The organism is Paenibacillus sp. FSL R10-2771 (assembly GCF_038000205.1).
Classification (GTDB): Bacteria; Bacillota; Bacilli; order Paenibacillales; family Paenibacillaceae; genus Paenibacillus_AQ; species Paenibacillus_AQ phytohabitans.
Genome location: NZ_JBBOBM010000001.1, coordinates 7,663,411 through 7,689,156, shown reverse-complemented (window position 1 = coordinate 7,689,156; position 25,746 = coordinate 7,663,411). Strand labels below are relative to the sequence as shown.

Genomic DNA, 25,746 nt, shown 5'->3' with positions numbered 1-25,746 from the left:
AGCCCCAGGGCAGTAATCCTTGCCTCTATCTCATGATGCCCGCCTTGCCGGCAGCCCCGCTGCCATCCATGCGCAGTTCCGCTTCAATCAGAGCACTTATTTCAGCTCCAGCTCAGCCAGCCTGGCGATAATCCGTCTTTTGCGGTATAGCATACGGGCAGCCTCCGTCACATCCTCCAGCGTCTTCCGGTTGAGATACGCGCCAAAGAACATGCCTGCAACCGGAACAGTCTGGAGCAGCTTTTTCCAGCCCCAATTGTCACGGTATACCATAACAACCTCTTTCCAGCCCTGAATCTTCGAGACTGCCGCGTTCGTTCCGGCAATGATGTTGCCGTCCCCGCCGGCCTGCAAATTCAGCTCCCGCAGAATCGTCCGCTTGCCGACAATATCGGAGGATGCGAATTGCATCACCTTCACAGTGAATATCCGTTCCGCCTTATCCGTCGGATCGTAGCCATAGCATAGGCCAATCTCCTGGATGGCCTTCAATGAAAGGCCGAGCACAGCCGGAATATCGGCAGCAAGGGTGAAGATTCCGCCGAAGCCGGTAGTTGCCCCTTGGGCAGTTGCCGTATTCCGGCTCCTCTCTGAGAGCCGGAGCGCTGCCGCATCCATTACAGCCAGCGGATACGGCCCGTTGCCCGTCCCCCCGGCTGCCACGCTTGCCTCCCCGATCAGCGTGCCTACCTTGCGCCCGGCAACCAGATAGTTGCCGCCATTCTGGATGTAGCTGCCCAGCTCATCCAGCAGCTTGCCTACCTTCTCATGAATAATCTTCGGTGTGATTTTATCAAGCAGCTTGAACGGCAGGCGGGTAATCCGGTCCCAGATCATCAGCTTATTCTGCTCTTTCTCCCACTTGGCAATCCGGGCAAGCTCGGCATGCAGTATCTCCGGTGTCTCCAGCGGTACCCGTGAATCATTAGCTTCCGGCATATTTATGCCTCCCTTGAATGATGGTCTTGTCATGTTTGTTGCGTCTGCGTCTTAGTGGTATTACTACGTAGCCTTCCCCTGATCCGGTTCACGTAAATTATAGATGTGCCTGATACCTTATAACCTTATTCACTCCGAATGATTGCACAAGTTTGTATATGCTGGCCCCGAATTAGATAAATATATAAGACGCACTTAAGATTTGAACGTGAAGCTTAGTCGTCACTGCGTGAACATTTGGACTTCCGGCCGCTGTTGTCCCCAGATTTCTTGATTATTACCGCTGTTCGCAGTGGAAATCCGGTGACTGGGTATGCTTCCGTAGCGAGCTTTCCTGCGGAAAGCTTTCAGGCGGGCGCTATCGCTCCTACAGTTCCAAATTTCCCCTCCGCTTCTTTCGCTTTTTGTTATTTTTTTAGTGCTTCTTATATAGCAAACAGGCATTCCCGGAGTAAATCCGGAAATGCCTGTTGCAGCAGTAACGCAGGTGCTTAATAGCCTGCCGAATTCAGGCCGGCTTCAGACTCGGTGCAGATCACGCTGGGCTATTGCTCAGGCTTTAGCTCTGGCTTTAGCTGCGGGCCTTGGCGCCAGGTTCGTCCAGTGAAGCGAGTCTGCGTTTCTCTTCGGCCAGCCTGTCTTCAGACAAGTCTACACCGTGTCCGCCGACCGATCCTTCGGGAGCATGGCGAACGGCTTCCTCGGCATGCTCCAGGCTATTCTCCGCCTGGTCAATCATCTGCTCCGTTGGATGGCTTAACGCCTGAGTTACAGCGTTGTGCAGCTTGGTCACAGAATCCTGTGCCTGATCCACCGTGCTGTTCGTCCGCAGACTGGATTCGTAATGCTTCATAAGTATACTTCCCCCTCAATCACGGTTTCTGTTCTTCTCTAGGATGGATTGGAGGCCGTATTCTTATGCAGACATCTCCTACACCAGCAACATGGCGGTGAGAGTCATCGCCGCCAGACCCAGCAGGACCGGCTTCAGATTGCGCCGGGCCAGCTCGAAGGGGCTGACGCCGCAGATCGCCGCGGCGGGAATGAGCGCCCACGGGATCAAGGTGCCGCCGCCGACCCAGATGGCGGCTACCTGCCCAAGGGCGGTGAGGGTCGCCGCGCCGGAATGGATCGCGGCGGCGAACAGCCCGGCAATCGAGCCGGCCAGCGAGATGCCGGAGAAGCCGGAGCCGTCGAGACCGGTGATCGCGCCGATCACCGTCAGCGTCACGGCTCCCACGGCGCCATTAAGCGGCACGTGATCCGCCAGGGCAACGCCCAGGTCGTTCACGATGCCATGCGAGCCGTCCGGCAGCACCTGGCCGAACAGCACGGTGAAGGCCGAGTCGCCAAGATAGAAGAAGGCGGCGATCGGGATGACCGGTCCGAAGACCTTGAAGCCGAATATGAATCCTTCAATGAGATAAGCCGTGATTTTCTCCAGCCCCTGGCCTTGGCTGCGGTGGGCCAGCAGGGTAACGACAATCAGGATCAGCACGGCGGTTCCGCCGACCAGAGCTGTAGCATCACCGCCCTGCAGGTGCAGCATGAACATGGCTATCACATCCAGGAGGAAGAGCAGCGGGATGGCGATAGCCAGCGCTTTTCGAAGCCCGGCGCTCATGTGTACCTGCCCGTCATCGCCCGTCCCGGCTGCAGACAAAGGCCCTGCTGTGCCTTGGGCAGTGACCAGGCCGTCTCTCCACGTTCCGTTCTTCTGGTCTCTGCGCATCATCCAGAAGGCAGTGACAGTAGTTACAACCCCCATCACAATAACCAGCGGAATACTTGCCTGCATGACGCTGGATACCGGAAGACCGGCAGCATCTGCAGTCAGCTTCGGCGCTCCCTGGATAATATAATCGCCGGAGAGGGCGATCCCGTGCCCGAACAGATTCATTGCCATCGCCGCACCAAGTGCGGGCAGTCCCACCCGGACAGCCACAGGCAGCAGAACTGCCCCGACCAGTGCCACCGCAGGGGAAGGCCAGAAGAAGAAAGAGGTCACCATCATGATCAGCCCGATCCCCCAATAGGCCATTGCAGGTGTGCGCAGAAACCGGGTGAGCGGGGATACCATTGTCTCGTTGATGCCTGTAATAATCAGAATCCGGCTCATCGCCACAATAATGGAGATAATCATAATGGTGCCGAGCAGCTCTTTGGTAGCATATACGAAGGAGTTGAAGATTCCCGACACCGATCCGCTGAGTGTGGCCGTTGCCAACAGCCCCAGCGCCAAAATCCCGGTCACGCAGATCATTGTCGTATCACGCCGCCGGATCAACAGCGCCAGAATGAACACAATGAACACTAAATAGACCCAATGAATCGCCGTAAGCTGGATACCCATTATCCTGCGCCCCCTTTCCACTTACTTATAGCAAGTAGGTGCTATATGCTATGCAGGGGCATAGGCTGGTGTTCGTACAACCGGGCACGGCTGCACCATCCTTATAAAAAAAAAGACCCCGGAATCCACGCAAACCACGGATTCCGAGATCAATATATAGGTGTTTCCCTATTAAGGCTGCCGGTTAGCCCTCCGCGCCCGGATGAAGGCCAGCTGCTGCAGCCGGTCCTGGGTAGAGCTTCCGCTCCATAGACCAAGTTGCCCGGTAGGGCCCCCGCTGCTCTTCCCTGCTTCTTCCGGTGAAGGGGCAGAAAGGGACAGGGTACAAGTACCATCCCTGTAGATGATCAGGCTATGATCAGCAGAGAGGTGATCTTTGGCGACATACTCATCGATGTAGCCGTATATTTTTCTTAAGGTCACAGGATCTTTGCTCATCTGCTGCAGGATATTCGGGGCAATCACAATCTCCCGCACATCATCCCTGGCTCCCTTGCCGGCACTGTCCGCACCCTTGCTCCCGTCCTTGGACACCGCTGTGATCCGGACAGGCAGGCCGTATTTCTTCCTGATTCTGCGTGCCTGATCTTCAATGGCCGCAGCAACAGCTGCCAAAGTCTCCGAGAAACTAAGCACAGACGACTCTGCCGGATCATGGGCCTCCTGATGCGGTGAACGGGTCAGTGAAGCGGCTTGAATCCGGGAAATGGGAATATACATCGAACATTCCTCTTCTCGATAAAAGTTCAGGACAACTCTTTATCGGTGAAAAGAAGAAGATTGCTTAAACCGTTCTATTCTGTGCCCAGTGCCCCGGCCGCTGCATCCTCGCCGCCAAGCCGCCCGGAGGTGAAGGAATACCCCAGTCCGACGCCATTTCCTACATAAGTATCGTTAAAGAGTACGCCTTCGGACTCCACGCCCACGGCATATAGTCCCTTGATGGGCACACGCTTGTCATTCAGCACCTGGAACTTGGTATTTACAAGCAGGCCGCCCACCGAGCAGAGATTATTGATCTCGGAAATAATTGCATAATACGGGCCGCTCTCACCCATCGGAAGCAGATATTCCTTCGCTTTGCCGAACTCGGTATCGATGCCGGTCTTCGCCGCTTCCTGATACAGCTTAAAGTCGGCAGCGAATACTGCAGCATCCATTCCCGCATTTTTTGCCAATTCCTCAATGGTATTACCCTTGAAGCCGTCACCGTTGGCAACCATGGACTCGAAGACTTTATCCGCATCCTTCCAAGGCTGGTCCAGCGTGAATTTATCGGCAAAAGAAGCATAGAATTCCGGCGGCATTCCCGGCAGTCCGGGTGCTTTCAAGCCATTCATCCCCTTGGTCTTGAGGGCATCAATCTGCGCCTGCGAGAGAATGACCAGATGATAGGCTCCGTTAAAAGCACTCGTGTTCGCCGCTGCTACTGCGGTTAGTGTTGCCGCTTCATCTCGGAATCTCGCCCCGGAAGGGCCGACATTCATCAGCGTTGGCAGGTAGGAGAGCATCAGCGGATAACTGGCTTCGAACGGCTCATACTCCGCCTTCAGCTTGTCCGTTGCTCTGGCCAGGGTCTGGTGAAGCATTTGTCCCCCGAAGTTATCGGGAACCTTCGCCCCAATATCCCAGGACATTTGCAGCCCTTCGCCGATATTCTGTCCTAGTCCGCCATTGACGCCTTCGAAGCCGAAGGCTTCCTTGACCATCTCTTTGTTGCCGGCATAACCGCCGGTAGCCATGACAATGCTTTTGCCGGTGATCTCAAGCACAGTTCCATCCGCCTTCCCGGCAACCACTCCGGTAACCTCACCATTGCTGCCTGTAATCAGCTTCTGGGCTGTTGTTTCGGTGATTACCTGTCCGCCGCCCTTTTCCACGGATTCTGCAAGCATCGCCTTCAGCAGATCCTGGCGGGTGTCATAGGCCGGTAACATATGCAGCTGTTCTCCGCCAAAGTTAAGGAAGGTAGTGGTGTAGCCCTTGCCTGTCAGCCAGTCATAGGTTTCACCCGACTTGGTCACGTACTGGCGGATTGCCGCTGCGTCTACTCTCCAGTGATTATTAACGATCCAGTCGGCAATCTCCTTCTCTACTTCCACTTTAAGTCCGCTGCTGACAGCGGCTGAAGAGTTGTAGAACTTACCTGCCCAGGACAGATTGCTTGCTCCGCCAATCGTAGCTGTTTTCTCAATAAGAATGACCTTTGCGCCTTTATCGGCTGCTGAGACTGCTGCAGATACGCCGGATGCGCCTGCACCCACGACAACGACATCCGCAGACAGCTGCTCCGTCTTGCCTTCTCCCGATTTCACTACAGCCCTCGATTTAAAAGCCTCCACGTTGCCGCCCGCCTGCTTCACCGCATCTTCAACGGCTGTCAGGATCGCCGTGCTCGACTCCGAAGCACCGCTGACTGCATCTATGGCCAGAGTCTGGCCGGCAATAATCTCTTCCTTAATCTTATTAATGGCCTCCACGCCGATGCCGGCCGTTTCGTTCTGGCTGACCACCTGGATATCCGTGATTACGGATTCGGCGTCGAGTGTAACCTCAACCTGAATCTTGCCGTCTTTGCCGTCAGCTTCCGCTTTATAGGTTCCCGCTTTAAAAGTATCCGGTACCGCACTTGTATCCGCCGGCTGCGTAGCCTCCGGTGATGCTGAAGGCTGCTCCGATGCTGCCGGTCCGGCTGAATTATTGCCGCTGCAGCCGCTGATGAGCGACAGAACCAGGATCAGACATACGCTTACTTTTAACAACGGCCGTACTGCTTGCTTATGCATTATTTCTCCCCCTGTGTGGTTAGTGCAGCCCCGCTTCTCTCTCTCTCTCTAAGAACTGCTGACTACGCACAGAGTGTAAACCTTGGTACAGCACCAAGGTCAATGAAATATATGTGAAATATTTCTCAAAGTATGAAAGCGGGCGGTTCCGTTTCTGCTTGTTTTGCCGGAATATTGATCTCCAGATAGGTTTTGTTGCAGCTGTTCGTGCGCTCTGTAAACAGGATTTTACCGCTGATATCCCCGCTGACCGTATACTTCTGCGCCTTCGCATAATCCAGCATGAATCCGAAGGACTCCCGTTCGAGGTATTCCTCATAGGTGCTGACAATCACTGCAGAGATGCAGGTTGCCGGCTCCAGATACTCCACACTGTCATTCAGGCAGACCTCAAGCTTCTGCTGATCCTCTTCCAGCAGGGCAAGCCCCCAGCTGTAATCCAGCTCTTCGGTTCCATAGATGCATTCTGTATTCTCAATACGGAAGGAATAGAAGGTGAACGGCAGCAGCTCCATCCAGGACTGGACGGTTCTTTTGAGGCCATCCTTCTGCAGCAAATGGTTCTTGTTCGTCTGCTGAATCCGGTACATACCCGGCACTTGCTTGATTCTGCAGGTATAAAAGGATTCGCTGATCCCCCCAAGCTCGGCATGGATCTCCTGAATCTTATTCAGCAGCAGCGTGCTGCGGTGTATCTCTTCTTCCAGCTGCATTCCGGCAGCCGCTATCGACTCTACCACTTGCTCGGAAGGTGCGTCTTTAATCAGTCCGGCCACATCCTGAAGCGGAATCTGCATGCTCCGGTACCATCTGCTCGACAGTAAATTGCGCGCGTCCAGATCATTGAAATACCGGTAATTGTTATGCTGATCCTTCATCGGCCGGACAATATCATGTTTCTCATATAAGCGCAGTGTATCTGCCGTCACCCCTAGAATTGACGCGAATTCACCGATAGAATATTTCATCAGCAGCCCCCCAGCTTACTTGATCCCATTCTTTCATCAGTTCAATGATAGAGGGTTTGGCCGGGAGACTTTGTGGATTATGTCACACGGGTGCTACTGCGCCTTGCCTTCGCTCAGGCTTGCCATCGTCTTATTGAGCCGCCGCTGCCGCGTTTCTGCCGTCTTGGCATCCTCAATCGAGAGGACAAACCGCCGTTTATTCGTGTAGGATAATCCGTCCCAGAACTGCTTCGCTCCGGCATGCTGCTCCAGCTCCGCAGCCAGGTCAGCCGGCACTTCCACTTCCCTTGGCTGGGTATCGAGCTTGAGTTCTACCTCGATCTCCTCTCCGGCACTGACACCGGCACCCTTGCGGTGCTCCGCGCTGAGCGGAATCATGAACTGTCCGCCCATCGTCGCCACCGTGCTGGAGTAGCTATATTCCCCGATCGTTACCTTCACCGCCGGCTTCTTGCTTGTCCCTAGCTCTGCCACCGCCTCGGCAGGAACCGGTATTCCCGTTGCCGTCTTGCCGCCAAGTATAACGGTTGTCCGGAATTTCATATTTATTACCTCCTGGATAGGCGCTTAGCCATTTTTATACCCATTGTAGTGCAGGGAATGGGGCTTTTCCAGTCGCCGGTGAGGGCGGCATGGTTTATACTTAAAGGTACTGAAGAATGTGACGAACGGAGGCGGCCGCCATGCCAGCGAATTTAACTGAAAAGGTAGCAGACCTTCCCTTATCGCCTGGCGTGTATCTGATGAAGGACAGTCTGGGCCATATCATCTATGTCGGCAAAGCGAAGCAGCTGAAGAAGCGGGTCCAATCCTATTTCTACAATAACAAAGGACACTCGCCCAAGGTGAAGCAGCTTGTCAAGCATATCCGCGATCTCGAATACAGGCTGACCGATACGGAATTCGAAGCCTTCATGCTGGAATGCCAGCTGATCAAAGAGATCAAGCCGATGTACAACCGCAAAATGAAAAATCCGCTCGCCTACAGCTATATTTCCATCGTGGGCACTGCGCCGTACCGGCAGATCGAAATCGGCTATGAGCCCAGCACACAGGCAAATAGTCTCTCCTATGGTCCTTACACCAGCCGCAGCACTGTGGAGCGGGCTGTACAGGGCATTAAGGAATCGCAGAGAATTCTCTGCAGCAGCCCCCATTCCCGGACCACCCGCTGTCTCAACCATTCGCTGGGCTTATGCATCGGCATGTGCGGGGGCGGTGAGGCTCTGAAGCGGTATGAGGAGATTATCGGGCAGATCATTGCACTGCTGAACGGGAGCGGCAATTCAATCGTAAGCGGACTGGAAGCCCGGATGGAGGAGGCTGCGCTGCGGTTTGACTTCGAAGCAGCTGCCAAGTACCGTGATTACCTCGGGGCGGTCCACTCGCTGCTGCACAAGGAGCAGGTGATCGGCTTCACCGGGGAGAACAAGAATATTATCGTGCTGGAGCCGGTGGACGGGCAGTCCCACAAGCTGATTCTCATCAAGGGCAGCGTGATTCTCTACCGCACCCGGCTGGCGACTGAAGCGCTGGACAGCGGACAGCTTACCAAGATGATTACCACTGCCGCATTGGAGCATTTCCGCAGCAGCAGCCTGATTGCGGCTACAGAAGAAATGAGCCGTCATAAGATCGATGAGGCCCAGATCATCTACAGCTATCTTAAGAGCAGCTCCGGCAATTATCTGCTGGTTCCGCAGGAATGGCTGGAGGATAAGGATACCGCCGGGCTGGAGGAAGGGATTAACGGGCTGATCGGGAGCGCATTATAATCAGCGCTGATACCGGCTCTCCAGGTGATTCAGGAATGGACCGTTAACCTACTCGCGGTAACAATAAATCGCTGCAACAATAAACCAGGACCTCTGCATGCAAGCAGCGGTCCTGGTTTCTAATATAGAGGAGCATTCGGCTGCAGCCTTCCTCTGCTCGAGGGCCGCAGGCAGTCCTGACTAATAGGTTACACTTGCGCAGTAGGACGGATCACGATCTCGTTCACATCGATATTATCCGGCTGTTCAATCGCGTAGGCAATGGCACGCGCTACTGCATCCGGTGTCATCGCCAGCTTATCGCGGACGGCGGCAAGCTGATCTCTCACTGCCGGGTCTGTCACACTGTCCGTGAAGCCGGTCTTGACGATACCGGGCGAAATGATGGTGACGCGCAGCTTGTCGCCCGCCTCCTGGCGCAGTCCCTCCGAGATGGCACGCACGGCGAATTTCGTTCCAGAGTAGACCGACTGGTTAGGAACCGTCTTGTGTCCCGCTGTAGACGCAGTGTTCACGAAATGTCCGAAGCCCTGCTCGCGGAAGACCGGCAGCGCTGCGGCAATACCATACAGAACACCTTTGATATTAACGTCAATCATGTCCTCCCAATCCTCGACGCGCAGGTCGTCGAGCGGGGAAATAGGCATCACTCCGGCATTGCTGACGAACACATCTATCTTCCCGTACCGCTCACAGGCAAGTGCAACGAGTCTGCTTAGATCCTCCCGCTGTCTCACGTCCGTGCTTGCATAAACGGCTTCGCCGCCATTGTTCACAATGCGTGCCGCCAGCGCCGCCAGGCGGTCTGCTCCGCGCGCTCCAAGCACTACCTTTGCCCCGCGCTCCGCAAGGAGCAGCGCTGCCGCTTCCCCGATCCCGCTGCTCGCACCCGTAATGACGACAACTTTATTCTCAATGCTCATACTGCATCCTTCTCTCTACGGTCTAATGGCCTTGCCTGTTCATTGTAAGTAAACAGCGGCCCAATCAGGTAGACAGATCGCCTCCGATCCTTGCCTAATCCTCTCCGGTGTATATATAATTAGCCATTAGACCTACGCGTAAAGGAGCAGTGAAGCATGAACGACATCTCCTCCCTCTCTACTCTCCCTGCTCATTTACAAGAACTGATTCTGCTTATTCAGCGTCATGCGCCTTCAGAAGGAACACATGCTTCAGACGTGCCGGAGCTATGCTTCAGACGCGCAAGCCAGGTGTCCGAGCCGAGACATTCGGTCAATACGCCTTCGTTATACGTGATTGTACAAGGCTCCAAGACAGCTTCGCTGGCGGGAGATACTTACAGATGCAGTCCGGGCAGCTACATGGTCAGCCCGGTGCATCTGCCTGTAGTCGGGATGATTACGGAAGCCACGCCGGAGCTTCCCTATCTGAGCCTGCAGTTATCTATTCGTCCGGAGGTCATACTGGACATCATCCACAGCAGTGGTCCGCAGCGGGAAGCAAAGACGGAACGCGGGATCCTGCTGGGCCAATCCGATACACCGCTGCTGGAGGGGCTGGTCCGCCTGGTCCGTCTTCTGGATACCCCTGAGGATATTGAGTTCCTCGCACCGATGATGATCCGCGAGATTCTGTACCGTGTGATGAAGGGTGATCAGGGGGCAATCATCAGCCAATTCTCCATTGCCGGCAGCTATTCGTATAACATTTCCAAAGCTATACATCTGATTAACCGCGATTACTCCAAGCCCCTTGTGATTGAAGAATTGGCGAAGGAAGCCAATATGAGCCCTTCCTCCTTGCATAAGCATTTCAAAAAGGTCACAGCAATCAGCCCCCTGCAGTATCAGAAGGCGATCCGGCTGCAGAACGCACGCCGTTTGCTGCTGTCAGAGGGATTAGAAGCCGCTGACGCGGGCTTTCGCGTGGGCTATGAGAGCCCTTCCCAGTTTAGCCGGGAGTATGTCCGCATGTTCGGGCGTCCGCCCATGAACGATGTTAAGCATCTGCGCAATACCTTAAGTGTTCACGCGGATGAATAGATGAACTGCCGCAGGACAGAAGCCGCTGAATTCATTATGAGTTTTGGAAGCAAGAATCAGAGATTCTGCAGGACAGCCGTTACGAGAAGACGAGCTATCTGGCGCCGGTTCTTCAGATACACATTATTTCAGCAGATTGTTTAAGAAATATGAGGGCTTGAGTAACCTTATTACGGTATATGCGGTAGGCTTAATTGCACTTTGTACAACTAAATCGGCTGATTTATAAGCGATTATCCGTTTAGTTGTATTTCGTACAATTAAACTGCCATTTTAACCTTGATTCTCCCCTTTAGGGCAGATTTAGTTGTACAGACTGCAGTTATATGAGGCAAGCAACCCTTTTCGCTGTTTATAATTGTACAAAATACAACTATCATTAAGCGGACTTTTTGACAACGGGAATCCAGACTTCCATTTCATACATGTTATTGCCCCGGTCATACGTCATTTCAAACTCAGGACCCTCTGTGGCTTCATAATTCGAGCCCGGGAACCATTCCCCCCAAATACGCTTCCATAAATCATGAATATTGCTTTCTCCATCAGGATAAACGCCGGTCGTGAAAATTGCGTAGGTTTGCGGAGGGATCTGCAGCTGTTCAAAGCCTTCAGGCAAGCCGCTTTCGGGTACAAAATATCCGATCATGTATGAAGATTTCTCACCCTGCTTGTTATACATTACCGCATGAATTTGGCCGTTCTCCCCCAGTCCTGCCGCAGCCCGAATCCGGCCCACATCTCCGCCAGCAATACACCGGGTCCAAAAGGCAGGGATTTCAATAAACGGATTCTCGCCATCGGCATTAATTACAGTAGATACGCCAAACATTTCAACAGCTTGTTTTTCTTCGATTTTATAGTTCACTTCTACATCTCCCCGAATTGAAAGTTGAAAGGATAACCGGGGATAAGCCTTAAGTGAGACGCCCTTGTCGCGCGCTGACATTGGCATTACACCATGCATTTTTTTGAACGCTCTGGAGAAGGCTTCGGGCGATTCGTAACCATACTTCATAGCGATGTCGATAATCCGGGTTCCGCCTTGCTGCAGCTCAAAGGCTGCAAGGGTCATCCTTCTGCGCCTGATATACTCCGAGAGCGGCACATCAGTTATGAACGAGAACATCCGCTGAAAATGGTACGTTGAGCAGCAGGCAATCCTGGCCGCCTGATTGAAATCAATCACATCCGCCAGATGTTTTTCTACATATTCCATTGCGTTATTCATGCGGTCCAGCCAATCCATACCGGTCCCTCCTTTCAAGTCTGATTATAGGGGAGGATGAGACAGGAAACCTTGCAATCCATGCACCGAAATATCATGTTCGATATTGCTTCTATAGAATCCTCTAACCGGGACGTTTATTCCAGCCGCAAGGCTAGGGCGTTATTTTGTCGTATCTTTTTCAAAAATTTAGCCGGCAATGTCACAATATGAACAGATGGTTCGTTGTACAGAGCATAAAGGGGGTGAGAAGCTTGGAGAACGCCGATCTGCAGGAACGGATTGCAGCCGTGCTGGCAGGGGATATCCAGAAATTCGAGGCCATTATGCAGGCTTATCAGCGGCCGATTTTCTTCTATTGCTATCATATGCTGGGCCAATATAACGAGGCTGAGGACTGCGGACAGGAAGTATTCCTGAAGGCATACCGCTCTTTGGGACAATATGATCCTAATCTCCCCTTCGGCGCCTGGCTGTACACCATTGCCTATAACCAGTGTATTGATGTGATCCGCAAGCGCAAGCTGACGAAATACTTGAGTCTGTTCTACCGTGATGACCAGGAGAACCGGCCGGTCGATCAGCATATGGAGGCTAATTACCCGGACGCTCCGGTGCAGCAGGCGATGGCTATGTTAACGGCTGAGGAGCGTAACTTACTGCTGCTGCGCACCGTGGAGGAGCTGAGCTATCAGGAAATCAGCCGGATGCTTCACCAGAATACCGCGCGGCTGCGCAAACGGTATGAACGTTCCGCCAGGAAATTCAGGAAGTATTACGCTCAGGCGAAAGGAGTGAAGCATTATGGATACGGACAAGGATCAGGAGCTGAAGGAACTTCTTCATAATCCGCGCTTTTCCCATCCGGATATATCCGGGGAAGTGATGAAGAGGTTAGAGACAGGACATCAAGTGAAGGGGGTCTTCTGGATGAAACATAAAATTAGCTTATTGGTGGTTGCGGGCATGCTGCTCACAGCTTCCACCGGATTTGCAGCCGTTCAATATCAGTCGCTGAAGAACAAGCAGGGTGAGGTTGTATATCAGGTCAAGCCCGCGAAGGCGTTCCCTGCCTATGAGGAGGAGGAGCTGCAGCGCTTGAACCTCAGCCATGAATTAGGCGAAGCTATGCTTGAGAAGGGTACCGCTGCTATCTTCTACGTCTTGGACCATAATCCGGACGGGAAGCTGGATACGGAGTACAAACCGTTAGTCTATACCGACCTGTCTTCGCTCCGCAATAAGTTATCGGCTCAATCTTTGACCGTAGCCGACAAGCTTCCGGGAGGTTATGAATTCCAGACAGCCACCGCTTACTTCAAACCGGTCACCCTGCTCCACCCGCCTACCCCGGACGAAGAAAAGGCTATCGCTGATCAGCTGCGCAAGCAGGCCGAGGCAGCGGGCAGAAACTACGGGATAATGCCGGTAGAGCTGTCGGACCAAATCCTTAATTTAACTGCGGTCTATAGGCAGGGAGAACAGGAAATTACGGTGACAACAACAAGAAGCGAAGGCGAATTCACGGCTTATGTAGATGAACAAGTAGATTTCACCGCAGAAAAAGCCGTTGTCAACGGCACTGAAATGATCTACACCAAGTATAAAGGCGGCAATAGCCTAACGTGGTCAGCCGCGGTTCCGGGAAGTAGGGACACCTACCAGTACCAGATTGACGAGATGAGCGGACAATTCTTAAGCAAAGAAGCACTGATCGCCATCGCGAAGCCGCTTCTGCATTGAAAGAATACGAATTCTTTTCCCGGATGAACCTCCAGGTTTCCGCAAACTATTTAAGAAATACTCTACCTCCAGCCTCCGGCCGAATCATGTCATAATACGTATAGGGGCTGCCTCTTGGGGTAGCTCCACACGATATATAGGAGGGCGCTAGATGAATATTGAAATAATCAATCCGGAAGAAGACCAGTACGGCAACTGCAGAGAGAATATATTTATTGCATTCGGTGAACATGGGGACTACTTAGGGAGCGCCTTTACGTATCCGGCAATCAATCATCATCAGACACCCGATACCCCTTATCTGATTTATATAAGTGTGAATCCCGCTGATCATTTAGCCGAATCACAGAATAATGAGGTTAGCCAGCGGCTATTTGACGGAGTGCTTACAAGGGCTAAAGAGCTGCGGAGGCTGCGGCCGGATCTAACCGCCAGAATATACGCCGGATTTGAGCCGGATCAGGAGAAACTGCGCTTCTATATGGGCAACGGGTTGGAGGCCAATTACAGCGTTGTTATGGAGGCTTCCATTCAAGATGGCTTCACCTATACCTTGCCGGAAGATATAGAGGTTACACCGGTGAACCTTAATTCTGACCAAGAGCTTACGGAGAGAAGGCAAACTGCTGGGAGGCTGCACCTTTTTCGCGAAGGATGGCTGCGGTCATATTGAAACGGTATATGTGTCGCCCGACGTCCGCGGAACCGGGATCGCCAAAGTGATTTTGAATTACATATTCAGATATTTTTTAGCTTACGATTTGAACATAGCCCGGCTTGAGGTCTGGGAATTAAATACCCGCGCAGCCGGGCTATATATATCCTTGGGATTCACCGAGGTGGAGCAACGGACAATGTTCCCGGGGTTCACCTTATAGCCGCCGCTGCATTACCATCAATACACCGCCTGCGGCTCAAAGCGGCCGGTATCTTTTAACGTATAATCAAAAAACTGCAGAATCAGCGCATTCATCGTCTCAATGCAGTAATACTTATCGATATCTGCTTGCCCGCGTTGCAGCTTATTCGCCAGGATCGGCGAGAACAGCGGAAGATCGGTCAGGCTTAAGTGCTTGGCGCCTTGAAAATGAACGGCATACGCATCCTTAAAGTTTGGATTATCGGTCTTGTTCGCCGCGTAAGCCGAGTTCTTCCCGAGCTGTCTCCATACATCGTCCGTGTAAATGTTCAGCAGCGGTACGTGATACGGTTCATTTTTTGCCGCCAGATCCTTAATCTCAGGGTCATACACAAGCTCGCTGAAGAATGGGGCATCGAGATTCACGACGGCATCCACATCGCTGCGCTCCCGGCCGAGCGCCACGCTTGCCGCACCACCCATGGAGTGGCCGAATACGCCAATGTGCTCAGTGTCGATCCGTTGGTACACAGGGTCCTGCTCACTTACTGCCTTCTCCAGGATCGTATCGATCACGAAATTCATATCCCCGGTCCGCAGTTTCATCCATTTTTGCGTAAAGCCGTACAGCTCTTCCATGGTGTAAATCCCGTCTTTGTTGGAGTCGTTAAACTCCCGCAGATAATCTGCATTAATCATAGTGATCTTCCCGTCCACGCTCTGTGTATAAAAGGAATGGTAAGGATGATCAATGGAAACCACTACATAGCCGTGACTGGCCAGCTCCGTAAAGGTTGAATTGTTGCTCTCCCTGATTCCGAAGGCCCCATGGGAAAAGACCACCAGCGGATAGGTTCCCCCGGCATTGCCCGGATACCAGAATTCCACATTCACAAACCGGTTGTCCCCGGTATCCGTGAATTCTTCAATCCGGTTAGGGTCCGTATATGTGTAAACAGCCGTTCTGACCTCATATTCCCCGGTCACTTCAGGTGCCCGGTACTGCGGGAATAGAATGGGCGGTATAAGTGCGATTAGCAGTGCCACAGCGGTTATAATGATTTTCAATACCCTGAATGAACGTTTGGGCGTACTTGCATTCGCCTTCCTTCGGATAAGATCAATCGTACCCTTCAGCGCAAACATGAACAGCAGTGCTGCCAGCAGTACCCAGCTGAAGCTCCAATCGATAACGGGAGAAAGCGTCAATATAACGAATACGATAAACAGGGTAATTCTAATCCAACTTTTGAGCTTGCCAAGGCTGTGCATAGGGGGGATTCTCCTCTTCCAGTTAAGTTATGACCTCATCATAAAAAACTGCGAAAAGGGTGTATATAGATTTACGGTAAGCTGTAGCTACAGGGCAATAAGATGCAGAATAACCCCACAAAGTGGGGCACTGGCTTCGGGATTAATGGTGAATTTCTTGCTTAACAGCCTTAAGTCTCTCGTTAATTTGCTCTGCTTCCTTCTTATCCTTCCCATAGGACAGCACCCGGACTACGGCATATACCACGGCAATTTGGAGGGCAAGAAGGAGTGCGCCGGATACACCAGTCACAACTCCGATCAGGCTGGCAAGGGCAATTAACAGAATCTCCAGGGTGAGAAAATGAACAACGATTCTAACACGCATGGCCCGCTCGCTTATCTCATGTGGAGTGTACCAGATGATTCCCGTTAATGCCCCAAGCAGGGAGAAGCCCATGATCGTATAGATCGATATCAGGTCAAATGCGAGCTCCGGGATATAAATCTGCCGCAGCACTGTAATGATAATCATGATGGATGCGAAGATGATCAGAAAATCGCGGATGATGTCTTTGACAAATTCAGATAACTTCATGCTGTGATCCCTCCCCCTATAATCCAAGTCTTTGTTTGAGTGCCGGCACATACTGTCTTGATATCACTACACGTTCCCCGTTATCAAGCAAAGCAGTGAACCGGCCGCTGAGGGACGGATGCACACTGGCAATCTTGGCGATGTTCAGAATCGTGGATTTGGAGGCGCGGAAGCAGTTCTTGTCTCTGCATAGCTCCTCCAGTTCATACAGCTTCTGCTTCACTTCATGGACCTGGTTCTCGCTGTAGACAAATACTTTGCCGTCCACGGCTTCAAAATAATAGACATCACTGAGCTTGATGCGGCTGAGATGGTCCTCCTGATACCCCATTATGATGAGGGTCTCTGTCTTGAGCTTATTTACGATTTCAGAGATCTCTTCATCGACTTCATGGCACCGGATGCGGATCTCCTCTTCTTGCTCCCTGCTGATTTGCTCGATGGAAATTTTGATAGGATCACCTGCAATAGTTCAGATTCAATTCCCGTTGCCTGTTTCATTCTCATGATAAGGGAACGGTCTTACGGCTACAAGGGGAAGGATACACAAAAAGCTGTCCTCCGGTTTGACCGGTCGGACAGCTTGGTATGAAACGGGGACCTGCCAGGGATGTGAGGCCTGCCAGTTCCTTACTTTAGAGCATTCGCCTGCCTATCATGATACCGTCCTCTGGGTACGACCAGCGGAGAGCCCGAGACAGGGTCTGCGATTACCGTGCAATCCAGCCCGAAGATCTCTTTGACCCGCGTGCCTGTAATCACCTCTGCAGGCGTACCGGCAGCGACAAGCTTACCCGTGTGAAGCGCAAAAATATGGTCGGCATACCGCGCGGACAGGTTGATATCATGCAGCACCATTACAATTGTCGTTCCGTGCTTGCGGTTCAGGTCGGTGAGCAGATCGAGAATCTCAACCTGATAGGTAATATCCAGGAAGGTCGTCGGTTCATCGAGAAACAGGATGTCTGTCTGCTGGGCCAGCGCCATGGCGATCCAGACGCGCTGCTGCTGTCCGCCGGAGAGCTCATCAATATTATGATTGGCGAACTCGGTGATATTCATAATCTCCATCGCTTCGGCAACGGCCTCATAATCCTTCCTGGACCATCCGCCAAGCAGGGACTGATGCGGAAATCTGCCCCGTCCCACCAAGTCGGCGACAGAGATTCCTTCCGGAACAATCGGAGACTGCGGCAGGAGCCCAATTACGCGGGCCAATGGTTTGGCGGGCATTTTAGAGATCGGCTTGCCGTCGAGGGTAACCTTACCCGAGGCAGGCTTGATAAGTCTGGCCATTGTTTTGAGCAGCGTGGACTTGCCGCAGCCGTTCGAGCCGATAATCACACTTATTTTATGATCAGGAATCACCAGGTCTATACCGTGGATAACCGTCTTATTCTCATAGCCCGCTACGAGCTGCTCGGCCCCGAAATGATGTGCCTTGTTCATTATAACTCTCCCTTTCGATTCATCCGGATTAACAGGAAGATCAGATATGGCGCTCCGAGTAATCCGGTAATGATGCCTACAGGGAATCTATACTCAAAAGCAAATTGTCCGATCAGATCGGACGCCAGAACCAAATTAACTCCGACAAGACCCGCCGGAAGGATATTCGAGGAGCCTGTTCCAACCAGTCTCTTCGCGATCGGCCCCGACAGGAAGGAGACAAAGGCAATCGGTCCTGTTGTAGCCGTAGCAATCGCAACCATACAGACAGAACTGACAATCAGCGCAATTCTTGTCTTATCTGTGCTTATGCCGAGCGAGGTGGCCGATTGTTCTCCAAGCTCCAGTATACTCAGATGCTTGCCCAGCAGGATGATGATTGGCGTACAGACGATTACGATGATCACCAGCGGCGGAAGCTCGCGCATTTGCGAGCCGTTGAGACTGCCGGTCAGCCATCTGATGGCTGAGGGAACGTCTTTCTCGGAGCTAATCAGCAGCAGATAGGAGATTACAGCATCCAGCATAGCCTGCAAGCCGATCCCGATCAGGATCAGCCGCCCGATGGAGAAGGTCTTCCCTCTGGATAGTACATAAATCAGCAGCACCGTGGCCAGACCGGCAATTACCGAAGCAAGGGATATCACTGCTCCGCTTGCGTGAAGTATGACGATGCAGTACACCGCAGCTGCGCTTGAGCCGGACGTAATGCCAATCACATTCGGGTTCGCAAGCGGGTTACGCAGCATGGTCTGGAAGGTGTACCCGGCAATGCCAAAGGCAAAACCGGCGAACAGTCCCGCTAGCATCCGCGGCAGCCGGATGATATTCACCGCGAAAGAGACTCCCTTGAGCTCCTCTCCGGAGAGCGCCCGGATGACATCTGTCACCGGATAGATCGTGTTCCCGAGCAGAAGCATCGCACAGCACAGAATAAGTGCAAGCACTGCAAGGAGGCTGGTCACCAGTATGCCCCGGCGGTGCCTGCGGCGTCTGCCTGCAATAATATATTCAATCGCCTGATTTGTCATAATGACCGCACTTTCGATTTCATCGCTAATAGAATTAGGATCGGTGCCCCTACAAACGCTGTAACTACACCGACTTCAAGCTCCCCGGGGCTTCCAATAAGCCTGCCGCCTACATCCGATATCGTCAGAATAATGGCTCCGGTAACCGCTGACATAGGGATAACGAAACGCAGGTCTGATCCAAGGATAAGACGTATGACGTGAGTTGATAACAAGCCGATGAAGCCGATCGGCCCGGCCAGGGCCGTAACGGCACCGCATAACAGAACACCTGCAAGCGCCGCAATGAGCCGCAGTGTGCCTGTCCGCACACCCAGACCCGTCGCCACATCATCGCCCAGTGCCAGCGCATTCAGGGCCGGGGCCGTAATGAACGCGATCAGCATACCTGCGAGCAGGAACGGGATAAATGTCGTAATGCTGCTCCAGGTTCCCGAGCCGACGCTCCCCACCTGCCAGAACCGGAACTGGTCCATAACATAAGAACGCGGAATCATGATGGCTGTGACCAGAGAAGATAAGGCAGCGCTTATGGCAGCACCCGCCAGAACGAGCTTAATGGGCGTGGCTCCGCCACGTCCCATTGAGCCGATTCCGAATACGAATACAGCAGTAATCGCAGCTCCGGCCAGAGCTAACCATATATATTGGTTCGCGGAGCTTATGTTCAAGAATGCAATTCCGCAAACCACAAACAAGGATGCCCCCGTGTTCACTCCCAGTATGCTCGGGTCGGCAATCGGATTGCGGGTAACCGCCTGCATCAGCGCTCCCGATACTCCGAGTGCCCCGCCGCACATTAAACTGAATACCGTCCGGGAAATCCGCTTGCGGACTACGTTTGCCCCATAGCTGTCCACCTCCGGATGAAATAAACCATCGATCAGTTCATTCCACCCCACGTGACGCGCTCCCAGTACAAGGGAGGCTATCACGCACAAGACAAGCAATACCAGGCAACTCATCAGGACCGGGGTAAAGTTCTTCGGGATATGCAATTTTAGCTGTTTATCGTCCGAAAGCGGTGAACTATTCATTTATTTTATCAATAGCTCCTCCAATTAAGGCAAGGTATTCATCAATCGTGTATGCAATGGACAGCGGGTTAGGCGTTCCGGCAGCTACCAGCGGTGTATCACTGTCGATGAAGGCAACCGAACCTCTTTCAATGGCAGGGATTTTGCCCAGCAGCGAATCTGCCTGAAGTGTCTTGAGCAATTCGTCATTCCCATATCCGACGATAAGATCAGCATCGTACAGGGCTTCCACATTCTCTGCGCTTAAGCTCAAAGAGTAGCTGGTAGGGTCCGTAATCTGGGAGGTAATGCTTTCCGGATAAACCATTCCCAGCTCATACAGGAACGAGACACGGGAATCCACAGGCGTATAAATATGCAGTTTGGACAGGTCCTCAGCGGAGAAGTTAACCCAAACCACTTTTTTACCGTTAATCTGCGGATATTTGCCCGCCTTTTCGTTAACCAGGGCTTCGGTGTCCTTGATCAGCTGCTCCCCTTCTGCCTTCATGCCCATCCCTTCTGCATTTAACAGGACCTGCTCGCGCCAGGTGGTTGCCCAAGGAGCCGTCGGATAAGCGACTACCGGAGCGATCTGGCTAAGCGTATCATAGTCTTCCTGTGTAATTCCGGAGTATGCGGCCAGAATGACATCCGGGTCTGCATCCGAGATGGCCTCGAAATCAAGACCGTCGGTATCCTGGAACACATTCGGATCGGTTACATTAAGCTCCTTCAGCTTATCTGCTGTCCAGGGCAACAGTCCGCTGTCATCCTGAACGCCGAAGTTCGCTGCCGAGAAGCCTACAGGTACAACGCCAAGCGCGAGAGCCACGTCATGGTTCGCCCATTGAATGGTCACTACGCGTTCAGGCTTGCTCTCAAGTACAGCTTCACCAAGCGCATGCTTGATGGTAATCGGATACTGCGTAGCATCCTGGGAGGCTGGTGCTTCTGTAGCAGCCGCTTCAGCAGATGCCGCAGCAGTTGCAGCCGGAGATGGTGAAGCGGCTGAATTAGACTCCTGATTCGAGCATCCAACCAGCGCTATAGTAAGTGCAAATGGAATTAATAATGTTTTCAAAGAGAACCTTCTTGTTGTGTTCATGCGTGTGGACCCTTCCTTATCTTATAATGTATTTTTGTTGTTCTGCTGCTGACTAAACGGCGGAGTGACCCCTCATCCCAAATAACATTGTGCAACTTTATACGATAATGAGAATCATTATCGATAAATATATAGTTGCCTGGACAGGTTGTCAATGTAAAAAATGGATTTCGCACGAAAAAAAACCGCAAGCGGGCACTGTTCAAGTGCTCCGTTTGCGGGGATTCTACGGTTAGGCTGAAGGGTTTATGGCCTCACCCTACATGCTTTTAGTTAGCGTGATGGATTTATCTCCACCCCATTGTACATCCCAGCCAAGCAGCTCCGTAATAAAGCGGAGAGGTACGACTGTTCTGTTGTCGTCGTTCACAAATACTTTGGCGCCAACAGATTGTCTCATCCCGTTGACCTCCATGAAGTCCTTGTTCATCCAGAATACCAGTGTGTCGCTGCCTGCCTTAATCGTGACCTGCTGCGCCCCTTTATCCCATTTCACTTCAGCCCCGATGCCTTCGCTCAGGTAACGAAGCGGAATGTAGGTCATGCCGCTCCAGATGAAGGGCTCTGTATCCATTTGCGTTACAGTGCCGTTAATGTTCAGCACGCCGCTGCCTACCTTCATCCAGACCTTGGTCATTGCTGCAGGATCTGTTGTAGCGGGTGTAGCTGCTTCCTGAAACTTGTCGTTAAACTGCGTTACAATCGCATTGCCCAGCGCTTGTCCGACACTGAACATGGTCTTGTAGCCCTCGCGGTTCGTCTGGTAAGAAGCGGTGTAGTCGCCCGCCGCATACTGCGTAAGCACCTGCTGTACCTGATTCTCATGGGTTGTCAGCGCGGCTTGGCCTGCAGCCTTAGGCAGGTTGCCTGCGGTTGCCGAATCAAGGAACGCGGCGAATTCAGCAGTGAATCCGGCGATACGCGTCTCTACCGCGGCTTTGGCTGCTGCATCCTTATTTTTGACTGCCGATACAAAATCAGCTTGGGCGTTGACATGGTTCGTTACCCAGATTTGCTCGAATGCCGCTGCACCCTCTGCCCCATAGATGGAGGCAATGGCTGCTTTGAAGTCAGCCGTGTTCATGGCTTCCGCGCGGATCAGCGCATCTGAAGCGGCCCTTCCCTCGTATTGCTCCTGCATTTGCAGAACTGACAGGGCGAAATGCTCGCCAGCCAATTGATTGAGTGCGGATCTCAGATCAGCTGCTTTGGTATCGGCTTTGGTGCTTTCGAATTTGGCAGGCATCTGGGTAACGATTGCGCTCGACAATGCCTTACTGATGCCGAACATTTCAGCGTAGCCTTTACGGTAGGCCTCATAGGCGCCCTGGTAATCGCCCGCTGCATAATCCTCGAATACCTCCTGGACATGATCCTCGTGACTGCGGATGACCTGCTTCGCTGCGGCTGCCGGAAGCTTGCCCTCTGTCGCCGTGCCGAGGAAATTGCCGAATTCGTCTACAAAGCCGCTTACTTTATCTTCTGCCGTTTGAATTGCGGCTGTATCCTTGTTCTTCGTTGCCTTCACAAGATCCTCTGTGTACTGATTATGGGCGCGGAAGATTCTTTCGAATTCAGCTGCGCCTGCATCGCCATACAGCGAAGCAATAGCCGGCTGCATATCGAGTGCGTTCTGATCAAGCGCCTTGTAGGCGGCCGCCGCATCCGGTGTTCCGTCATAGGCTTTGGTCATGGCCGTTACCGCCAGGGTGAAATGCTCGGAGAGCAAATAATCCAGTCCGGCTCTCAGTTCAGCTGCCGGTGTGTTGACCGATGCCTTCACTGCTGTAGCAGCCGGCGACGCTGCACCCGCCATTGCCGGCATCAGCAAGGTCATGCTTAACATGGGAACGATCCATTTCTTCATTGTCATCTCGCTTCACTCCTTAGGTTAGTGTTATGAGTGTTACGCGGACAGTTCAGGTATGGATCACCCATAGATCAAAAAAAATCCCCACACGCTAAATTTAGCAAGTGGGGAATTTTTTGAAAATAGGCATCATAGGCTGCTATGCCGGGATAGGAGATTAGGCCAAAAGCTGGCGTACACCTTCACTAAGCGGTGTAAGCGGACGGTTCAGCAGCTTCTCCAGGTCACCGCTCTCGATATTCAGTGCACCGTCGCGGATCGCGCCTTGGATGGCAACTACAATCGGCAGCGCAGCTTCCGGTACGCCTGCACCGGCCATGATCTTCGCATAAGTAGCGTCATCTACTTGCTGTACGTTAACCTCTTGCCCGAGCACCTCACCAATCACGGCTGCCAGTTCAGCCTGGGTGAGCGGCTTTCCGGACAATTCGTAAATGACATTCTCACGGCCTTCACCGGCCAGAACCGCAGCAGCCGCCTGGGCATAATCGCTGCGTGTGGCCCAGCCCACCTTGCCGTCTTCCGCGGAGGTCAACCAAGGTGCGCCGGCTTTCACGGCCTGAATGGAGCTGGCTTCATTCTCCAGATACCAGTTATTGCGCAGGAAGGCATAAGGAATGCCGGATTCACGGATGAACTCTTCGGTAGCACGGTGTACCGGTGCCAGGAACAGGGAGCTGTTATCGGCATCGCCTACGCTGGTATAGACGATGAAGCCTACACCCGCACGGACAGCGGCATCCACAGCGGCCTTATGCTGGCGGATACGTGTATCATTGTCACCGTCTGCCGAGACAATCAGCAGACGCTCTACTCCGGCAAAGGCTGCATCCAGCGTCTCCGGCAGATCAAAATCGCCATGACGGACATCGACTCCGCGTGCTTGCAGCTCAGCTGCCTTCTCCGGGTTTCTGACACTGGCTACAATATTCTCAGCCGGTACGGTCTTGAGTAAGGTCTCTGCTGCGATGGAACCAAATTGACCCGTTGCTCCTGTTAATGCGATTTTCATTTCAATTCCTCCATTATGAGTATCTTTTATTTGAATAGCAGTTGTTATTTCCCGTAAACATAGGTGATTCGCTCTCCTGTAACCATTGTAGTTACATGTTGACGGAATGTCAAATGGATTGTTTCATCAGCTGATGACAGGTATGGGATGCGCATAACGCTGAATGGTTAGCATTCCCTTATCATGCTATTCTTAATAGACAAATTCCCTTTCAGAAAGGTTCTGCATAATGGAGAAACAGAGAGAAAGCATCTATACACGTTATGTTCCGGGATTGACTCCGGAATCTGAATTCACCGGCGAGGCCTGCCAGCTCATCTTCCAATCCGGCAAGCTGCTTGTTACGGAGCCTTCCTCCCCTCCTGGCATCCCTATGGCCCGCTCCCTTGAAGAGCTGGCGGTTACGCCGCTGCGCATACTCTACCTAGGCACCTTCGCGGGTCTCCCCTGCTACGCCTCAGAGGTAAGCGCGGAAGCTCCCGAGCCGCCGGGCCTCGCTTTCCGTCCGCTGCGCTCCTTATATGAGGTGCTGGAGGAAGACCTGTTCCATCTTGCCGGGAAAGCGCTCCAGCTGCTGGTCTGGGACGGCAATCACCGGTTCTGCGGCCGTTGCGGAACCGAGACCGCCCACTCTCTGACGGAACGGTCCCGGATCTGCCCGCAGTGCGGGCTGGTTAGTTACCCGCAGCTTGCGCCTGCCGTCATTACAGCAATTCTGAAAGATAATCAGCTTCTGCTCGCCCATGCTCCGCATTTCCAGAACGGGATGTACGGGCTGATTGCCGGCTTTGTCGAGCCGGGTGAGACCCTGGAGGATTGTGTGCGGCGTGAGACTATGGAAGAGGTCGGCCTGAAGGTCAAGAATATAACCTATTTCGGCAGCCAGCAGTGGCCTTTTCCCAATTCCCTGATGGTCGGCTTCCTTGCAGAGTATGAGAGCGGGGAAATAACGGTCGACGGCGAAGAGCTTGATCATGCCGCATGGTTCCCTACAGATCAATTACCCGTTATTCCGCCGCCGGTCAGCATCGCCCGCAAAATCATCGACTGGGTCGTAGAGCAGCAATCTGAGTCAGGTGCAGCTGCGGACAAGGAAATTATAGACGGGACCCCATTCAGCCTACCGTCTTGAAATAGCGGTAAATCTGCTCCAGCTTACGGCTCTGCTTGCCCTTCGGACTCTCCATGCTGCCGAACTCGAAGAACTTCACCTTGCGGATGCCCACAAAATTAAATAGGGCTTTGCGCATCAGCGCCTTGTGGGAGTTATTCAGCCACAGCAGCGGATAATGGGCCGGCCCCTTCATGCTGGAGATGCAGATAACGCGCTTCCCCTTGAGCAGCCCTTCCGGCAATAGTCCTCCTTTATCGCGGTACGCGAAGCCTGAAGCGAACATGCGGTCAATGTACCCCATCAGCATCGCCGGCGGTCTTCCCCACCAGATCGGATAGACCAGCACAATCTGATCGGCCCACAGCAGCTGTTCCCTGTATTCCTCAAGCTCCGGATCACGGTACATATCGCGTCTGCGCTTATTCTCATTAAACACCAGCACCGGATCAAATCCGGCCTCATACAAATCAAGCACTTTGACTTCGTTAATCTTCGTATTCTCCTTGCTGCCGCGCAGCACTTCCTGCAGAAAGGCATAGCTGAGACTGCGGTGGTTCGGATGTGTATAAATAACGAGTGTGTTCATCAGTGTATCCCCTTTAGTTATCATTTGATAACAAAAACATAGCATAGTTTTAAT

26 protein-coding genes are annotated in these 25,746 nt (G+C 52.8%); 7 read left to right on the top strand and 19 right to left on the bottom strand.

What is annotated here, in order from left to right; translation table 11 throughout:
• Positions 1-96: 96 nt before the first annotated feature.
• The 7 genes from NSU14_RS33480 to NSU14_RS33450 form a co-directional block, all read right to left on the bottom strand.
• On the bottom strand, positions 97-939 hold the full coding sequence (locus NSU14_RS33480) for an EcsC family protein (protein ID WP_042140427.1): 843 nt from the start codon (positions 937-939) through the stop codon (positions 97-99).
• 571 nt (positions 940-1,510) lie between these two features.
• Entirely contained in the window at positions 1,511-1,792 is a 282-nt protein-coding gene (locus tag NSU14_RS33475) for a hypothetical protein (RefSeq protein WP_340948652.1), read from the bottom strand.
• A gap of 78 nt (positions 1,793-1,870) precedes the next feature.
• Positions 1,871-3,292 carry a hypothetical protein gene (locus NSU14_RS33470; RefSeq protein WP_340948651.1) on the bottom strand — a complete coding sequence of 474 codons (1,422 nt, stop codon included), beginning with the start codon at positions 3,290-3,292 and terminating at the stop codon, positions 1,871-1,873.
• Positions 3,293-3,463: 171 nt separating this feature from the next.
• Entirely contained in the window at positions 3,464-4,012 is a 549-nt protein-coding gene (locus NSU14_RS33465; RefSeq protein ID WP_340948648.1) for a hypothetical protein, read from the bottom strand.
• Between the two features lie 74 nt (positions 4,013-4,086).
• Positions 4,087-6,078, bottom strand: a complete 1,992-nt coding sequence (locus NSU14_RS33460; protein ID WP_340948647.1) for an FAD-dependent oxidoreductase — start codon at positions 6,076-6,078, stop codon at positions 4,087-4,089.
• 125 nt (positions 6,079-6,203) lie between these two features.
• Positions 6,204-7,046: a MerR family transcriptional regulator gene (locus tag NSU14_RS33455; protein ID WP_340948646.1), complete on the bottom strand. Its 843-nt coding sequence runs from the start codon at positions 7,044-7,046 to the stop codon at positions 6,204-6,206.
• Between the two features lie 93 nt (positions 7,047-7,139).
• Positions 7,140-7,589, bottom strand: a complete 450-nt coding sequence (locus NSU14_RS33450; protein WP_340948645.1) for a YdeI/OmpD-associated family protein — start codon at positions 7,587-7,589, stop codon at positions 7,140-7,142.
• 140 nt (positions 7,590-7,729) lie between these two features.
• Between NSU14_RS33450 and NSU14_RS33445 the strand changes: the two genes are divergently transcribed.
• Positions 7,730-8,821 carry a GIY-YIG nuclease family protein gene (locus NSU14_RS33445; protein ID WP_042140434.1) on the top strand — a complete coding sequence of 364 codons (1,092 nt, stop codon included), beginning with the start codon at positions 7,730-7,732 and terminating at the stop codon, positions 8,819-8,821.
• 188 nt (positions 8,822-9,009) lie between these two features.
• Here NSU14_RS33445 and NSU14_RS33440 read toward each other — a convergent pair whose 3' ends face one another.
• Complete coding sequence (locus NSU14_RS33440; RefSeq protein WP_340948644.1) at positions 9,010-9,744, bottom strand: SDR family oxidoreductase; 735 nt, start codon at positions 9,742-9,744, stop codon at positions 9,010-9,012.
• A 156-nt stretch (positions 9,745-9,900) separates the two neighbouring features.
• On the opposite strand from NSU14_RS33440, the gene NSU14_RS33435 reads away from it, so the two are divergent.
• On the top strand, positions 9,901-10,827 hold the full coding sequence (locus NSU14_RS33435) for an AraC family transcriptional regulator (RefSeq protein WP_340948643.1): 927 nt from the start codon (positions 9,901-9,903) through the stop codon (positions 10,825-10,827).
• Between the two features lie 379 nt (positions 10,828-11,206).
• Here NSU14_RS33435 and NSU14_RS33430 read toward each other — a convergent pair whose 3' ends face one another.
• A complete protein-coding gene (locus NSU14_RS33430) occupies positions 11,207-12,076 on the bottom strand; it encodes an AraC family transcriptional regulator (protein WP_340948642.1) in 870 nt (289 codons plus the stop codon).
• Positions 12,077-12,300: 224 nt separating this feature from the next.
• On the opposite strand from NSU14_RS33430, the gene NSU14_RS33425 reads away from it, so the two are divergent.
• From NSU14_RS33425 to NSU14_RS36100, 4 genes are all read left to right on the top strand, one after another.
• Positions 12,301-12,903, top strand: a complete 603-nt coding sequence (locus tag NSU14_RS33425; protein ID WP_445670075.1) for an RNA polymerase sigma factor — start codon at positions 12,301-12,303, stop codon at positions 12,901-12,903.
• Positions 12,860-13,798, top strand: coding sequence for a hypothetical protein (locus tag NSU14_RS33420; RefSeq protein WP_042140438.1), 939 nt, complete (start codon positions 12,860-12,862; stop codon positions 13,796-13,798). Before NSU14_RS33425 ends, NSU14_RS33420 begins: the two co-directional genes overlap by 44 nt.
• A gap of 151 nt (positions 13,799-13,949) precedes the next feature.
• Complete coding sequence (locus NSU14_RS33415) at positions 13,950-14,471, top strand: hypothetical protein (protein WP_340948640.1); 522 nt, start codon at positions 13,950-13,952, stop codon at positions 14,469-14,471.
• Positions 14,389-14,676 (top strand): GNAT family N-acetyltransferase, encoded by a 288-nt coding sequence (locus tag NSU14_RS36100; RefSeq protein WP_445670107.1) that lies wholly within the window; start codon positions 14,389-14,391, stop codon positions 14,674-14,676. Before NSU14_RS33415 ends, NSU14_RS36100 begins: the two co-directional genes overlap by 83 nt.
• A 17-nt stretch (positions 14,677-14,693) precedes the next feature.
• Here the strand turns inward: NSU14_RS36100 and NSU14_RS33410 are convergent, their stop codons facing one another.
• From NSU14_RS33410 to NSU14_RS33370, 9 genes are all read right to left on the bottom strand, one after another.
• Entirely contained in the window at positions 14,694-15,929 is a 1,236-nt protein-coding gene (locus NSU14_RS33410; RefSeq protein WP_340948639.1) for an alpha/beta hydrolase family protein, read from the bottom strand.
• Between the two features lie 142 nt (positions 15,930-16,071).
• Positions 16,072-16,506, bottom strand: coding sequence for a DUF3021 family protein (locus NSU14_RS33405; protein WP_076243638.1), 435 nt, complete (start codon positions 16,504-16,506; stop codon positions 16,072-16,074).
• A 16-nt stretch (positions 16,507-16,522) separates the two neighbouring features.
• A complete protein-coding gene (locus tag NSU14_RS33400; RefSeq protein WP_340948638.1) occupies positions 16,523-16,837 on the bottom strand; it encodes a LytTR family DNA-binding domain-containing protein in 315 nt (104 codons plus the stop codon).
• Positions 16,838-17,136: 299 nt separating this feature from the next.
• Positions 17,137-17,955 (bottom strand): ABC transporter ATP-binding protein, encoded by an 819-nt coding sequence (locus NSU14_RS33395; protein ID WP_336102729.1) that lies wholly within the window; start codon positions 17,953-17,955, stop codon positions 17,137-17,139.
• Positions 17,955-18,986: a FecCD family ABC transporter permease gene (locus NSU14_RS33390; RefSeq protein WP_340948635.1), complete on the bottom strand. Its 1,032-nt coding sequence runs from the start codon at positions 18,984-18,986 to the stop codon at positions 17,955-17,957. Before NSU14_RS33390 ends, NSU14_RS33395 begins: the two co-directional genes overlap by 1 nt.
• Entirely contained in the window at positions 18,983-20,023 is a 1,041-nt protein-coding gene (locus tag NSU14_RS33385) for a FecCD family ABC transporter permease (protein ID WP_042140445.1), read from the bottom strand. The genes NSU14_RS33390 and NSU14_RS33385 overlap by 4 nt, the downstream gene beginning before the upstream one ends.
• A complete protein-coding gene (locus NSU14_RS33380) occupies positions 20,016-21,110 on the bottom strand; it encodes an iron-siderophore ABC transporter substrate-binding protein (RefSeq protein ID WP_042140446.1) in 1,095 nt (364 codons plus the stop codon). The genes NSU14_RS33385 and NSU14_RS33380 overlap by 8 nt, the downstream gene beginning before the upstream one ends.
• 259 nt (positions 21,111-21,369) lie before the next feature.
• Complete coding sequence (locus tag NSU14_RS33375; RefSeq protein WP_340948633.1) at positions 21,370-22,983, bottom strand: copper amine oxidase N-terminal domain-containing protein; 1,614 nt, start codon at positions 22,981-22,983, stop codon at positions 21,370-21,372.
• A gap of 154 nt (positions 22,984-23,137) precedes the next feature.
• Positions 23,138-23,992: an SDR family oxidoreductase gene (locus tag NSU14_RS33370; RefSeq protein ID WP_340948631.1), complete on the bottom strand. Its 855-nt coding sequence runs from the start codon at positions 23,990-23,992 to the stop codon at positions 23,138-23,140.
• 229 nt (positions 23,993-24,221) lie between these two features.
• Here NSU14_RS33370 and nudC point away from each other — a divergent pair, with 229 nt between their 5' ends.
• Positions 24,222-25,124, top strand: coding sequence for an NAD(+) diphosphatase (gene nudC / locus NSU14_RS33365; RefSeq protein ID WP_340948630.1), 903 nt, complete (start codon positions 24,222-24,224; stop codon positions 25,122-25,124).
• Here nudC and NSU14_RS33360 read toward each other — a convergent pair.
• Positions 25,108-25,692, bottom strand: a complete 585-nt coding sequence (locus tag NSU14_RS33360; protein ID WP_076243645.1) for an NAD(P)H-dependent oxidoreductase — start codon at positions 25,690-25,692, stop codon at positions 25,108-25,110. The genes nudC and NSU14_RS33360 overlap by 17 nt on opposite strands.
• Positions 25,693-25,746 lie beyond the last annotated feature (54 nt).